General features: G+C 31.0%; 11 protein-coding genes and 1 pseudogene. All 12 read left to right on the top strand.

Features of this window, described 5'->3' with window-relative positions:
- Positions 1–55 precede the first annotated feature (55 nt).
- The 12 genes and pseudogenes from GTO82_RS02350 to yajC all read left to right on the top strand — a co-directional run bounded on the left by GTO82_RS02350 (position 56) and on the right by yajC (position 15,476).
- Entirely contained in the window at positions 56–889 is an 834-nt protein-coding gene (locus GTO82_RS02350) for a helix-turn-helix domain-containing protein (protein ID WP_180873607.1), read from the top strand.
- A gap of 158 nt (positions 890–1,047) precedes the next feature.
- Entirely contained in the window at positions 1,048–1,170 is a 123-nt protein-coding gene (locus tag GTO82_RS09695; RefSeq protein WP_260983172.1) for a hypothetical protein, read from the top strand.
- A 60-nt stretch (positions 1,171–1,230) separates the two neighbouring features.
- Positions 1,231–1,944, top strand: a pseudogene (locus GTO82_RS09700) (lantibiotic dehydratase).
- A gap of 73 nt (positions 1,945–2,017) precedes the next feature.
- Positions 2,018–3,895, top strand: coding sequence for a lantibiotic dehydratase (locus GTO82_RS02365; protein WP_260983192.1), 1,878 nt, complete (start codon positions 2,018–2,020; stop codon positions 3,893–3,895).
- Positions 3,882–5,123, top strand: coding sequence for a lanthionine synthetase LanC family protein (locus GTO82_RS02370; RefSeq protein ID WP_180873610.1), 1,242 nt, complete (start codon positions 3,882–3,884; stop codon positions 5,121–5,123). The genes GTO82_RS02365 and GTO82_RS02370 overlap by 14 nt, the downstream gene beginning before the upstream one ends.
- Positions 5,124–5,139: 16 nt before the next feature.
- Entirely contained in the window at positions 5,140–6,921 is a 1,782-nt protein-coding gene (locus GTO82_RS02375) for an ATP-binding cassette domain-containing protein (RefSeq protein ID WP_180873611.1), read from the top strand.
- Entirely contained in the window at positions 6,918–8,747 is a 1,830-nt protein-coding gene (locus GTO82_RS02380; RefSeq protein ID WP_180873612.1) for an ABC transporter ATP-binding protein, read from the top strand. Before GTO82_RS02375 ends, GTO82_RS02380 begins: the two co-directional genes overlap by 4 nt.
- A gap of 109 nt (positions 8,748–8,856) precedes the next feature.
- Positions 8,857–11,430 carry a DNA mismatch repair protein MutS gene (mutS, locus tag GTO82_RS02385; protein ID WP_172475848.1) on the top strand — a complete coding sequence of 858 codons (2,574 nt, stop codon included), beginning with the start codon at positions 8,857–8,859 and terminating at the stop codon, positions 11,428–11,430.
- 5 nt (positions 11,431–11,435) lie between these two features.
- Positions 11,436–13,328 (top strand): DNA mismatch repair endonuclease MutL, encoded by a 1,893-nt coding sequence (gene mutL, locus GTO82_RS02390; protein WP_180873613.1) that lies wholly within the window; start codon positions 11,436–11,438, stop codon positions 13,326–13,328.
- 5 nt (positions 13,329–13,333) lie between these two features.
- The gene (gene ruvA, locus GTO82_RS02395) at positions 13,334–13,912 is read left to right on the top strand and encodes a Holliday junction branch migration protein RuvA (protein WP_011161604.1); all 579 of its coding nucleotides are present in this window, start codon (positions 13,334–13,336) and stop codon (positions 13,910–13,912) included.
- A gap of 28 nt (positions 13,913–13,940) precedes the next feature.
- The gene (gene ruvB / locus GTO82_RS02400) at positions 13,941–14,960 is read left to right on the top strand and encodes a Holliday junction branch migration DNA helicase RuvB (protein ID WP_004895679.1); all 1,020 of its coding nucleotides are present in this window, start codon (positions 13,941–13,943) and stop codon (positions 14,958–14,960) included.
- Positions 14,961–15,020: 60 nt separating this feature from the next.
- Positions 15,021–15,476, top strand: a complete 456-nt coding sequence (gene yajC, locus GTO82_RS02405; protein ID WP_044496656.1) for a preprotein translocase subunit YajC — start codon at positions 15,021–15,023, stop codon at positions 15,474–15,476.
- The last annotated feature ends 70 nt before the right edge of the window (positions 15,477–15,546 follow it).

Genomic DNA, 15,546 nt, shown 5'->3' on the forward strand with positions numbered 1-15,546 from the left:
GAAGATCAATTCTAATTGACTTAAAATTATTGGTAAATAAAGAAATAGGAAAAATATGGTAGGAACAATGGAAAGAACCGAGATAGGCAAATTTTTATATCAAGAACGTAAAAAGAGACACTTAACACAGAAAAAATTTCTAGGTGGAATAGTTTCCGTTTCCCAGTATTCACGCGTAGAAAGTGGAGAGCAGGATTTAAGGACGAATGAATTTTTTAAAATAGTGCAGCTGAATCATATTAATATTACTGATTTATTAAATCCAAAGGATCAAAGAGACAGTAAGGAACTAGAAGATAAAAAACTAAATGAATTGGCTGTTGCATTTTATGAACGAGATCTTAATAAGATAAAGCAAATTAAAGAAGAAGCTAAGAAAAATGATGCTATTACTACTTTATTATTAGACGCTACTTTGATGGAAAAAATTTTAGAAAATAATCTTGATGATCTTGATCCAAAAATAGTAGAAAAATTTTCAAAAAAACTAGATGAAGCTGAAGATTGGACAACAGATAAGGTTTTTCTACAATTATTTGGGAGTTCAATGATGATCTTTAATATGGATCGATTAAATATGTATATGAAAGAAATTGTGAAAAGATATGGGAACACAATAAATCAATATTCTTTTGAAAGACAGAGAAGAATAGGTTCTATCTGTATTAATTATTTAGGGAGAAGCTATAAAGACAATGATAGAACTCAATTAAGTCAAGTTTTGTTGATCCTTTATAATATGCCAGCTATCCCAGATTTATTAATGTACAAGTTACTTGGCCAATATTTTGAAGCATTATTTACAAATGATCAAAAAAAAGTTAATGAGTTGCTAAAAGTGTTATCTTTCTCAGGTTATGAGAAATTCATAATGAACTTGCCAAAATAAATTTGCAAATTTGCAAATTTTAACAAATACAGCTAAAAAATGATTATAGTTTAATTAAATGTTAATTAGAGAGGAGAGCAGATGATGATTATAGTTACATTGCCAGTTTTACCTAAGTCTAATTAATGAATTAAAGCAAAAAGATAGGAGTTTAAATTATGAAAGAATTAAATTTAGATGTAGAAAAGTTTGATTTAGCAGATAATTTAGAAGTTATTTTAGAAGCTAGTGGAGTCACATCTACAGGTTGTTGTAATGGCCCTTCAAAGTCACAAGGTTAGTCATTAGCGTATTTATTTTGGAGGAGGTCTCTGCTTTTTGGTAGAGGCCTTTTGTGTATTATGAATAATGAAGTTTTAAATAGTGTCCAAGTAAGAATTTCAAACAATGATATTAATATTCATTTCAATATTAAAAATAATCAAATTAAAATTGATAAAACTTTTTTAGAAGCGATTTTAATATCAAGTCCATCTTTATATAAATCAATATGTAACTATAGTACCTTAAATTCTAAATCAAAGTTAAAAGTTGTAAATTCATTAAGAGATTATTCTAAAAGAATAAATTCTCGAGCAACCCCGTATGGAATATTTACGACTGTTGGAATAGGAGAACGTGAAAAAACAACTAGCTTAGAAAATCAAAAATATAAAAAGGTCTATCCCACTATGGAATGGCTAATGCTGATTAGAGATAAACTATTAGCAAGTTTAAATAATATTAGTAAAGTACAAGTTCAATGGAATGAATTAATTATATAGTCTGTTCGTTTATTTTTATATAGAAATAATGAAACAATATCTATTGCTAATACGGAAATACTGTCAAAAATAAAAAAATTAACGCAGCATTTTATTGATGTTGAAACACTTTTGTATTCTCTTAGGGATGTGTTACCTGCATCTAATTATTCCAAAGAAAATATTTTACAATTTATATCTGAGCTTATAAAAAAGAAAATTTTGATTACGTCTTTGGATCCTTTAAATAATAATTCAATAGAATATTTTAATAAATTAATAAAATGGAATAATAAAGCTCCAATTTTTTGAAAAAACGGCCACGGAACAAAAATATGACACTACTATAAAACGCTATTTAAATCAATTCGTTGAAAAATATGGAATAAATGTTGCTGTACCCTTAAAAACAGTTTTTGATCCTATTAGAGGTTTAGGAAATCCATATTCTATTTTTAAATTGCCAGAAGGATCAGATTTAGATAATAAAATTCAAAATATTATAGACGAAAAAATTTTAAAAGATATACATAATAATAAATTAATAATTGACATAACTAATGAAGTCGATAAAAAAATTAAACGTAAAGATCATAAGATATTTCCATTAGGTTATGATCTTTTTACCACTCCTATTTTTAGAAATAAAAATTATTATTTGGCCATAAATCCTAATACAGGATTTAATTCGCCCAAAAATGTATGGGGGAGATTTAATTATGTGTTTGAAAATCAAAAAGAAAAGACATCAGAAATAGAAATTTACGAACCTTTGTTTAATAATAAATTATCGGATTTAGATAATAAAGAAAACAGTTTTGATCAGTCTAGTTTAGTAGTAGGATTTAGTGATTCTCAAAAAAATAAATTAAATCTTGATGAAATTGCAGTGTGTGCTTATAGTAATGATCAAAATGTTATGAAATTCGCATTTATTAATGTGAAAAATCAAAAGCAAGTTTCTTTTAGAATAACTTCTATGATTAATTTTAAGAGATATGATGCTTATTCTCCTATCTTAAGATTTTTAATTGAAGTATCGTATTTAAACAAAATAAATAATTTTTCTCTATTAAATTACATTAATAATGTCTCTTTTCCAAGAATACCTCGATTTACGTATAAACATGTTATATTGAATCCTGCTCGCTGGGAAATAACTAGTGACATTATTTCTGATGCACAGAATCGGGATGTACAAATTTCAAAATTACGTAAGTATTTATGTAATTGGAATTGTCCATATAGAGTATTTTATTTAGAAAACGATGTAAAGCTAAAATTTGATTTGAGAAAAAATAATGATATAGAAGAACTACTAAGTAAATTACATAAAAATAGAAGAATAAGTCTTATTGAAGATATATCTTCGAATAGTGTATCTCCCACAGAATATGTATTTTCGTTTAAGAAATTAAAAAGCACACAACAAAAATTATTTTCGATTTCTTATCTTAACAAATGCAATCGTATTGTGGTACCTAGTAATAACGATAAATGGTTATACTATCAGATTTATACTCCAAGAATCTTGTTTAAGGATGTATTAAAAAAGATAGTTACACCCTTAATAACTAGATTAAAAGAAGTAAATGCGATAGATGAATTCTTCTATATATATTATTTAATTCCTGAACCCCATCTTAGAATCAGATTTCATATAAAAGATCTATCAAGATATACAGCTATTAGAAATAGTATAGAGAATGAACTGAAAAAAGCTGTTCAAGCTAATTACATGAGTAAGTATAGCTTGAGTACTTATGAAAGAGAGATAGAAAGATATGGTGGAGAAAGCTTATTCTATTCGATAGAAAATATTTTTAGTTTTGATAGTAGCATGTGCCTACGCTTCGTTGAAAATATAAATTATTTAAATCATGCTCTGTTGATATGTAAACTGCTGTTTCATGTTGGTATAAGTTCTTATGATGAAATGAAGGAAATATTATCGTATTTTGACACAAAAGAAAATAAGAGATCCTATGGAAAAATAGCAAATGATGTTTCTAGAAAAATCATTTATTCTGATAAATTTAAGTCTATTCAAAAACTATTTGAGCTAATACAAAATAAAGAACAGAAATCAGCAATGATACAAAATATTGATGAAAATTATAAAAAATCTATTTGTATTTCTCTTATTCATTTGCATTTTAATAGGATGTTATTGGAGAGAAAAGATGAGTTAAAAATTGAATATATCACTTATAAAATAGTGAAGGGATTTTGCAATAAAAGAAAATATGATGGAAATAAATGAAAAAATAATCAGACGTATAGTAGATAACTTTTATAAAGACCTAAATTCTTATTCAAATGTTATGTATATAAATGATAAGGGAGAGGAAATGCTTAAAGGTTATTATTTTGATAACTATCCATCAATATTGATTTTCTTATCATATTACAATCTTTTTACCAATTCCCAGATTGCGACCCCTCTAATAAAAAAATATTTAAACTATCTTGTTTCATCATTAAAGAAACAAAAAAGAATGATTTTATCATTTGCATATGGACTGACCGGAGTATTGCTAGCTTTAAAGGTAGTTAATGAAATTGGTAAAGTTAATATTAATTTGACAGAATTACAGAATAATTATGAAGATTTAGTCAGATTAAGACTGGAAATCATTGATAGAAAAATAAAAAAAGGTACTATAAAATCTCTAGACTATGACTTCATTAATGGATTGTCTGCTAATCTATTAACATTGCTGCTGTTTTCAAATAATAAATTTTTAATTAGAAAATGTGTAAGGTGTTTATGTGACTGTTTAGATTCTGTGTTAGCAAAGACAATCCTAAATTTAGGGGTAGCTCATGGTATAGGTGGAATTATGTTGGTATTAGTTCAAGCCAGTAAGAATGAGTATTTAGATAAATGTCATAGATTAAAAGTAGAAAGAAGTCTAAAGCGGATTTCTGAAATTTACATAAAGATTTATACTGCAAAAAAGGAAGGAAAACAAAAATTAATTAATCCTTGGGAAGATAGAATCAATATAAAAAATATTAATCCAAATAGTCTTAAAAGAAGACAAAGCTGGTGTTATGGGACACCAGGAATAGCATATGGATTACTTGAAGTTGCAAAACAATTAAATGATACCTATTTATTAAAGATAATTAGTAATATCTTTAATAAAATCAATACGATAGATTTAATGGATACGGAGCTTGAAACTCCAACATTTTGCCATGGAATATCAGGTTTGTTGTCAATTTTACTCAATTTAAAGGGTAACAATACAATTAATGTGAACTTGATAAAAAGAAATTTAACAATTGAATTATTAAATAAATATGACAGTAGTAGAGAATTCGGATTTAGAGATTATGATTTTGTTTCTCGAGGTAAAAAGTACGAGAATAAGAAAGAATTTTTAGATTTAGGCCTATTAAATGGTGCTACAGGCTGTTTTTTGTCTTTAATGTCACTGATTGATGAAAGAATATTAAGCTGGACTAAAATCTTTTTGCTATAAAGAAGGTGTTTGAATAATGCTAAAACAAATAATTAGTAATATCAATTGGCTCATAAAGTTTACTAATGGAAAGAAAAATGAATTTATAATTTGGCCACTATTAACTATTTTATACACTTTAGGAACTGTTATTCTAACTTCAATAATTTCTGCTTATGTAGTATATGTTTTTTCTAATACAGTTTCTTACTTAAGATTGGTATTTTTACTTCTTTTATGTTTTAGTATTGGTTTAATTAGTTGGTTGAATAATCGATTACATACCAAAATGTTTTGGGAAAATGTATATTTAAGAATGGATATTACAGCTAGAGATGCACAAGCTTTTTTATTGGAACCATACGAACTTAGTTTAGATGAAGGAAGACAAGAAATGCGTCAAACAAGTATTCATTATGGTTTTGATGATGATAATAGTGGAGTAGCAATGTTTTTTCCAGAGTTAATTGCTTGTTTAAGTAGTGGAGTAAGCTTAGTAGTAATTACATTTCTGATGTCACATCTTTCTTGGATTTTCCCTACAATAATAAGTATTACGGTACTTAGTGCATTATTGTTGATGAGAAAATATACGAAAGATCGTAACTATTTGAACCAAAAGGTAGAGGATTTATATTTAAAAAATAATTACTACAATCGAATTGCTTTTTCAGATGAAGCCAGTCAAACCATTCGATTGTATAATTATGTATCTACAATGAAAGAAAAAATTTCTAATAGCTCAAGAAAAATTGAGAAAGTAGAAAATCAAATATTGAAGAAAAGATTAATAAATACACTTTCTCTACAAACTTTAACATTGATTCGTATGGTAGTAGTGTATGGTTTATTAATTTGGATGGCTATAAAGTCAAGAATCAGTATTGAAAGTTTTACATTTTATTTTACTCTTTGTGCAAATATTGAACTTCTAGTGACTAATCTATGGAAAAACTCTCGACTTTTTCTGTCAGCTAATGCTGACTTGACAATTGGAAGAAAATATATTGATCAGAGTGATAAATATATTAATAGTAATAAAAAAATTGAAGAAACACTTTCTTTAAACCCAATTTCTATTGAGTTTTCCCATGTTTCATTTAAATATTCTAATTCTTGTCAGTATATCATTGAGGATTTTAATTTAAAGATTGAAAGTGGAGAACATTTAGCACTTATTGGGAAAAATGGAGCTGGAAAATCTACTTTAATGCTCTTATTAATGGGGTATTTAAAACCTACTGCGGGAAAAATTTTAATTAATGGTAAGGTAGAAAATAGTGCCAGAAGAAGAACGAGATTTTCTACAATGTTTCAAGACAATATTGTGCTTGCCACAACAATTACTAACAATATTACTATTGGTAGGAGAACTCAAACAGATAAATTAAAAGATATTTATAGAAAGACAGAATTATCTAAGATTTTAGGAAATACATTAACTGGTGAGACAGTATTAACTAAATACATTAATCCTAGTGGAATTGAATTATCTGTTGGAGAGATAGAAACATTAATGTTAGCTCGAATGCTTTATAAGAATGCAAATGCTTATATTCTCGATGAACCCTCTGCTTCTCTGGATGCTATTAGAGAAAATGAATTGTATAAAACTATTGAAGAGTTAGCAAATAAGAAGACAGTTATTTTTATTTCACATCGATTAGCTTCTATTTCTCTATCTGATAAGATTTGTCTATTAGATGCAGGAAAAATTGTAGCTTATGGAACTCATGATGAGCTAATAAAAAGTTCAAATGACTATCAGCAGCTTTATCAGAGTCAATCAAAATATTATCAAGAGGGAGAGGTACTATGAAAAAGAAAATAAAAGAATTTGTTATACTACTCCCTAGAATTAATGAATTATATCCACATATTATAGCTCTACAGATCAGTAATGCTGTTATGTCTAGTTTTCTACAATTTATTAATGTGATGTTTGTAGGGATGGAAATTAATTTGTTAGTTAATAGTAGTCAGAATAATACGAATATAATTTATGTCACAATTTCGTTTATCATTCTTATTATAATTATTTCAATATTGCATAAAATTTTAGATAATTACGCTGAGAAACAGACAAGACTAATAAATTTACGAGCAAGAACTAATATGGCAAATCATTTAGTTGAAGTAGATTACGAAACTTTTGAAGATTCTAAATTTAGAAATTTATTCAATAATGTTAAATCAGGATTGGAATTTGTTGGAGGTTTTCAGAGTTTTGTACAAAATGTGGTTAATGATGTGGTTGATTTTATGACAACGTTACTCTTATCCGGAGGGATATTAGTGACGATTTTATTAACACAAGGAAAGATCAGTGTAGCTAATCAAGTTGCTTTGGTAGGCATAATAATATTATTAATAGGTTGCCCTATCTTTATTTCCTTTAAATCAGGAAAAAAGATGGGACAAATAATGAGTGATTTTTTTAGCTATAATATCGGTTTTAATCAACTTTTGACGTATTATTTTGAGCAAGCATTTAAAGATATTAGTGTTAAAAAAATGTTGTGGATATTTGATCCAAATCAAGTTTTTTTCAAAAAAGCTAGAAAAGAGGTATTAGAAGGAGTAGAAAAAGATAAGCAGTATCAACTAAAAGTAGCTAATCTGAATAGTATTCCCATACTTTTAATTAACACAGTAATTGGTATTCTTTATATTATCTTAGGTTTAATAATCATAAATAAGAGGTTAGGAATAGGTATGATTGTAGCTAGTGTAGGAACACTGGAATTATTAATCTACGATTTAAGTAATCTATTTAATACTATCGGAAATAGTGAAGCCTCTTTGAATGTGATTCATCAATATTTTGAATTTATGAATATGGGGAATAAAAATAAGAAAGACGGGCCAATTCGAGATATTAATGAAAATAATATAGAAATTGAGTTTCATAATGTAAGCTATCGTTACCCTAATAGTAAAAAATTTGCGCTAAAGAATATCAATCTTGTTTTAAATGATAAAAAGAAAGTTGCTCTTGTTGGTAAAAATGGAAGTGGAAAGACAACTCTGGTTAAGTTATTACTAAGGTTAATTACACCGACCTCTGGTTATATTACATTAAATGGTATTAACATTGATAAGTTTGATATCAACCTATATCGTAAGATGTTCTCTAGTGTCCCTCAGAATATTTTTATTTTTGCTGAGAGCGTTGCTGATAACATATCTTTAGGGGCAAATAAGAATAAAAATAAAATAATTCATAGTTTAAGAAAAGTAAGATTAGATAGAAAAGTACTATCTTTAAAAAAAGGAATTGATACTCCTTTAACAACTCAACTAAATAAAGAAGGAATAAATTTCTCTGGAGGGGAAAAGCAAGCACTGGGAATAAGTCGTGCAATTTATCGTAATAGTTTGATTTATATACTAGATGAGCCAACAGCAGCTCTTGACCCAATAAAAGAAGCTGAGATGTTTGACCATATGGAGAAAATTACTTCAGATCATACAACATTATTCATTTCTCATAGAATGAGTATGACCAAAAATAGTGATTATATATATGTTCTGGACTCTGCTCACCTTGTAGAAGAGGGAAATCATAAACAATTATTTCAAAATAAAGGTTTATATTATCAACTTTATAAAATTCAACAAGAATATTTTGAAAAATTAAATTAAAATTTAATTGCGTTTCAATACTTCACAGTTAGAGGCTGTGAAGTATTTTTGTGCTTGATAAGTTATAATAGAACATAGGTTTTTTGGAAGAAAGGATATTTGGTAACGAATGGCAAAAAAAGATACAACACCGATGATGAAGCAATATTATGAAATTAAGGAACAATATCCCGATGCGTTTTTGTTTTATCGTGTGGGTGATTTCTATGAATTATTTGAAGATGATGCAATCAAAGGCGCACAAATTCTTGAATTAACCCTAACTCATCGTTCAAATAAAACTAAAAATCCAATTCCAATGGCAGGTGTGCCTCATTTAGCTGTGGATACTTACGTTAATACTTTAGTAGAAAAGGGCTATAAAGTAGCACTTTGTGAACAACTTGAAGATCCGAAAAAAGCTAAAGGGATGGTTAAGCGCGGAATTATTCAATTAATTACGCCAGGTACCATGATGCAAGAGCGGCCAGATCAAGCAAAAGACAGCAACTATTTAACTTCTGTTATTTCTACAAATTCTGGCTTCGGTTTAGCCTACAGTGACTTATCCACTGGGGAAACTTTTTCCACTCATCTAACTGACTTTGAAGGAGTAGCAAACGAATTATTATCACTTCAAACACGAGAAGTTGTGTATAACGGCCACTTAACTGACTTAAATAAGGACTTTTTGAAGAAGGCTAATATTACTGTTTCTGAACCTGTTGAAGTTGAAGGTGAACATGCAGAAATTTCTTATGTAGCTCAGAATTTAACTGATGACGCTGAAATTAAAGCTACTAAGCAATTAGTTGCATATCTTCTTTCAACTCAAAAGCGTAGTTTAGCCCACCTGCAAGTTGCTCAAAGCTACGAACCAACGCAATACTTACAGATGTCTCACACGGTTCAAACTAATTTAGAGTTAATTAAGTCAGCTAAAACCTCTAAGAAGATGGGTTCTTTATTCTGGCTTTTAGATAAGACTAGTACTGCCATGGGTGGACGTTTATTAAAATCTTGGATTGAACGACCACTTCTTTCAGTTACAGAAATTACGCGTCGTCAAGAAATGGTTCAAGCCCTTCTTGATGATTACTTTACCCGTGAAAAAGTTATCGACAGCTTAAAAGGTGTGTATGACTTAGAACGATTAACTGGTAGAATTGCCTTTGGTTCAGTTAATGCTCGTGAAATGCTCCAATTAGCGCATTCTTTAGGCGCAATTCCTGAAATCTTGAATGCACTGCTTGAAACAAATAATCCACATCTGCAAAATTTTGCAAAACAGATCGACCCACTAAAAGGAATTCATGACCTAATTGTCAACACTATTGTGGATAATCCACCGCTTCCAACGACTGAAGGTGGATTAATTAGAGAAGGCGTTTCAGAACAATTAGACCGCTATCGAGATGCCATGAATAATGGTAAGAAGTGGCTATCTGAAATGGAGAGTCATGAACGTGAAGTAACTGGAATCAATAATCTAAAAGTTGGTTATAATAAAGTTTTTGGCTACTATATTGAAGTTACAAATTCTAATAAGAGCAAGGTGCCAACTGATCGCTACACTAGAAAGCAGACCCTAACTAATGCAGAACGTTACATTACGCCTGATCTAAAGGAACATGAAGCTTTAATTTTAGAAGCTGAAGCAAAATCAACTGGTCTAGAATATGACTTATTTGTAAAACTTAGAGAAGATGTTAAAAAGTACATCCCTGCCTTGCAAAAATTAGCTAAACAAATCGCAAGTTTAGATGTTTTAACTAATTTTGCGACAGTCAGTGAACAAAATAATTATGTTCGTCCTAACTTTGTGACTGATAAGCAAGAAATCAATGTAGTCAATGGACGCCACCCAGTTGTTGAACAAGTTATGACTGCAGGTAGCTACATTCCAAATGACGTGCAGATGGATCAAGATACTAATATTTTCTTGATTACTGGACCAAATATGTCTGGTAAATCAACCTATATGCGTCAGATGGCTTTAATAGCAATCATGGCGCAGATTGGTTCTTTTGTTCCAGCCGATAGTGCAACCTTACCAATTTTTGACCAAATTTTTACTCGGATTGGTGCAGCAGATGATTTGATTTCTGGCCAGAGTACTTTTATGGTAGAAATGAGCGAAGCAAACGACGCTTTGCAACATGCAACTAAGCGATCGCTAGTTTTGTTTGATGAAATTGGCCGAGGTACAGCTACTTATGACGGAATGGCACTTGCTGGTGCAATTGTTAAATACCTTCATGACAAAGTTGGCGCAAAGGCCTTGTTTGCTACACACTATCATGAATTAACCGATTTAGATCAAACGCTCAAGCATTTGAAGAATATTCATGTAGGAGCAACAGAAGAAAATGGAAAGTTAATTTTCTTACACAAGATTCTTCCAGGACCTGCCGATCAATCTTATGGTATTCATGTTGCTCAATTAGCAGGTTTACCACACAAGGTTTTGCGTGAAGCAACAACAATGCTTAAGCGGTTAGAAAAGCAAGGCGCTAGTGAACTGCAACCAGCTAGTGAACAACTTGATCTCTTTGTTCCTGAAGAAGCGAGTGCACCAGCAATTTCAGATGATGAAAAAGATGTATTAGATGAGATTCAAAATGTGTATCTTGCTGACAAGACACCCCTCCAAGTTATGGAATTAGTGGCTCAGTGGCAGCAGGAATTGAAAGATAAGGACTGAGAATCATGAGTAAAATTCATGAACTGTCGCCTGAACTAACTAATCAGATTGCAGCTGGTGAAGTTATTGAAAGACCAGCGAGTGTTGTAAAAGAATTATGTGAAAATTCTCTTGATGCAGGAAGCAAGCGAATCAGAATTGACTTTATTGATGCTGGGTTAAAGCAAATTACAGTTCAAGATAATGGTAGCGGAATTGCTAAAGATCAAATTGATTTAGCCTTTACTCGTCACGCAACTAGTAAGATTGCGACTGAACGAGACCTATTTAATATTTCTACTTTAGGATTTCGCGGAGAAGCTTTAGCCTCAATTGCAGCTGTTTCTCATGTAGAAGTAACGACAAGTAATGATAATTTAGGTGGCGTACGGGCAATTTTTTCAGGTAGTGAAAAGAAGCTTCAAGAGGATGCAGCTTCGCCTAAAGGAACCAAAATTACAGTTAGCGACTTATTTTTTAATACGCCGGCTCGTTTAAAATATTTGCGCTCTGAAAGAACTGAAATTTTAAAGATTGTTGATATTGTTAACCGTTTAGCTTTAGGACATCCAGACGTTTCGTTTACCTTAACTAATAATGGCAAAGTCTTGTTAAAGACCAATGGGCGTGATGATTTAAGGCAAGATATAGCTAATATTTATGGTCGGCAGCTTGCTGAAAAAATGAACATCCTTAAGGGAAAGAGCCCAGACTTTGAGATTAGCGGCTTAATTTCTGATCCTAATACTACTCGGTCGAACCGCAACTTTATTTCCTTATTATTAAATGGACGCTATATCAAAAACTACCGGTTAACCCAAGCAATTATGGCTGGCTATGGCAATAAATTAAGACCGCGTCGTTATCCGATTGCAGTAGTAAAGATTGAACTTGACCCTCTTTTAGTTGATGTCAATGTTCACCCAACTAAGCAAGAAGTGCGTTTGTCAAAGGAACAAGAGTTAGAGCGTCTGTTAACTACTAGTATTTCTGAAGCTTTAGAACAAAATAATCAGATTGATTCAGGGTTAAATAATTTATTAGCGCCTAAAAAATCAACTAATATTGATCAATTGAAATTCAACTTAAATAAAGATGTAGTTAATACTGCTCGTCCTGTTGAATTTACTCCGCAAGTTGAACCTGACCAAAACGCTGAAGTGCATGAAACTGCTGCTAATTTTGTTAACTTAGATCAGGTGCGTAATGATGATAAATATGTGATTACGTCAACGTGGAATGACAACGTAAATCAACAAGTACAATTGAGTCCTTTTGATGAAGAAAAGGATATGCAAGGAAAAGATGATAGTATTATCTCATCTGGAGATGAAATTTTAGCTAATAATCTACCTGAATTGACTTATATGGGACAAACTAAGTCTTACTTGATTGCTCACCATGAGGAAGATCTGTATTTAATTGATCAGGTTAACGCATATCGCCGTTTAGCTTATGATCAAATTCTTCAAGATTTAAATAGTGAAAATATTTCTCAGCAAGGTCTTCTTAGTCCCTTAATTTTGGACTTTAGCAATGTTGATTATTTGAAATTAAAAGAAAATCTAGAAAATCTTCAAGAATTTGGCTTATTTTTAGAAGATTTTGGTCAAAATAGCCTGATCTTGAGAACATATCCTATGTGGCTTCAGCCCGATGTTGAAAAAAATGTCCGGATGATTTTGGACTTATATTTAAATCAAACTGAGCATGATATTTCTAAGCTTAAAGCGCAAATTGCTGGCGAAATAACTATGCGTCAAAGTGCTAGAAGAAGAATGCTCAATCCAGTTGAAGCACAAGAGTTGTTAAAAGAATTAAGAAATAGTAGTGATCCTTATCAAGATTTTGAAGGAAAAATAATTATTATCCAGTTAAGCGAAAATGATCTTAACAAGATGTTTAAAAAAGATGAGTAGGTAAAATGTTTGAATATCTTAAGGGAATAGTAACAAAAATTGATCCAGCTTATATCGTTCTAGATGTAAACGGAGTTGGCTATAAGATTCTTTGTCCCACTCCTTATAGTTATGATGAAAATCAACCTGCAACAATTTACGTTGAGCAAGTTGTAAGAGATACCGGAATTACTTTGTATGGTTTTTTGTCTTTAGAAGATAAAGAATTATTTTTAAAATTATTAAGTGTTTCAGGAATTGGACCTAAGTCTGCTGTGGCAATTATGGCTGCTGAAGATACTGATTCTTTGGCTAGTGCAATTCAAAATGGTGAAGTAAAATACCTGACTCGTTTCCCAGGAGTAGGAAAAAAGACTGCTTCCCAGATTGTCTTAGACTTGAAGGGAAAACTAGGCGACTATGTAAAAAAATCAACTGCTGCTGCCGATCTTACTCCAAGTTTGCAAGATGCTTTACTTGCCTTAGTAGCACTTGGTTATACCCAAAAAGAAGTTGATCGAATTACGCCAAAATTAGCAAAATTACCTGAAAATACTGCTGATGGTTACGTTAAAGAAGCATTAGCTTTACTACTTAAGAAATAAAATTTAGAAATTAATTGATGATAGGGAAGTGAAAGATGTGAACGAGGAAGAACGAATTATAGGAGCAGAAAGCAGTGAAGAAGATGAAACAATCGAATTATCGCTGCGTCCGCAACTACTTGCTCAATATATTGGACAAGATAAAGTTAAGAGCGAGATGAAAATCTACATTAAAGCAGCAAAACAACGTGATGAAGCTTTAGATCATGTTCTTTTGTATGGACCTCCTGGATTAGGTAAGACTACTTTAGCCTTTGTAATTGCTAATGAAATGGGGGTTCATTTAAAGAGTACATCCGGACCAGCAATTGAAAAGGCTGGTGACTTAGTAGCGCTACTTTCAGAATTAAATCCGGGAGATGTTCTATTCATTGATGAGATTCACCGTTTAGCAAAACCTGTGGAAGAAGTTCTCTATTCAGCAATGGAAGATTTTTATATCGACATTGTTGTTGGAGAAGGTCAAACAACACATGCAGTCCATGTACCGCTACCTCCTTTTACCTTAATTGGAGCAACCACTAGAGCAGGTCAACTGTCTGCTCCGCTAAGAGATCGTTTTGGAATTATTGAACACATGCAGTACTATTCTGTTGAAGATTTAGAAAAAATAATTCAAAGATCTAGTGTAGTCTTTAATACAAAGATTGATCCTGAAGCAGCAATTGAATTAGCACGTCGCTCTCGAGGAACGCCTCGTGTTGCTAACCGCTTGCTTAAACGTGTTCGTGATTTTGCTGAAGTAAAGGGTGAAGAAGCTATTTCTTTAGTAACAACTAAGCATTCACTTCATTTGTTAGAAGTTGACGATGAAGGGTTAGATCAGACCGACCGGAAACTTTTAAGAATGATGATTGAAAACTATGGCGGCGGTCCAGTTGGAATTAAGACAATTGCAGCTAATGTAGGGGAAGATACAGATACAATTGAAGAAGTATATGAACCATACTTACTGCAAAAAGGTTTTATTACTCGAACTCCTCGAGGCAGAAGCGTTACACAAAAAGCTTATCTGCAATTAGGTTATCCACCAAAAGATGAAAAGTAAGTTTTTAGTTAAGCTAAAAATACGGTATAATTATTACTTGAAAGTTAATTAATAAAAACAATGAGGTGTAATACTTTGAATACATTTTTCTTAGCACAAAGTGCTGCCGGTATGAATAATATTTTTATGATCATTGCAATGATTGCAATTTTTGTTTTCTTCTATTTCTCAATGATCAAGCCACAAAAAAAGCAACAACAAGAACGTATGAAGATGATGTCTGAACTTAAAAAGGGCGATCAAGTAATTATGGTTGACGGCCTTCATGGTAAAGTTGATTCAATTAATGATAGTGATAAGACTGTCGTTATTGATGCAGACGGAATCTTTTTAACATTTGAAAGAATGGCTATTCGTCGTGTTCTTCCAACTGCTGCAGCTCCTGCACAAGACCTTAAGTCTAATGAAGCTAAAGAAGAAAAAGTTGAAACTGAAGAAAAGACTGTTGAAAAAGACAGTAAGCCAGAAGAAAAAGCTACTGATACAACTGAAAACACTAATTCAGAAGATAAATAAAAAACGTCCGCAAGGACGTTTTTTATTTTTTTATTGTCATGACTAGTATTGTAAAATAGAATTGGTAAAG

Source organism: Lactobacillus johnsonii (genome assembly GCF_013487865.1).
Classification (GTDB): domain Bacteria; phylum Bacillota; class Bacilli; order Lactobacillales; family Lactobacillaceae; genus Lactobacillus; species Lactobacillus johnsonii_A.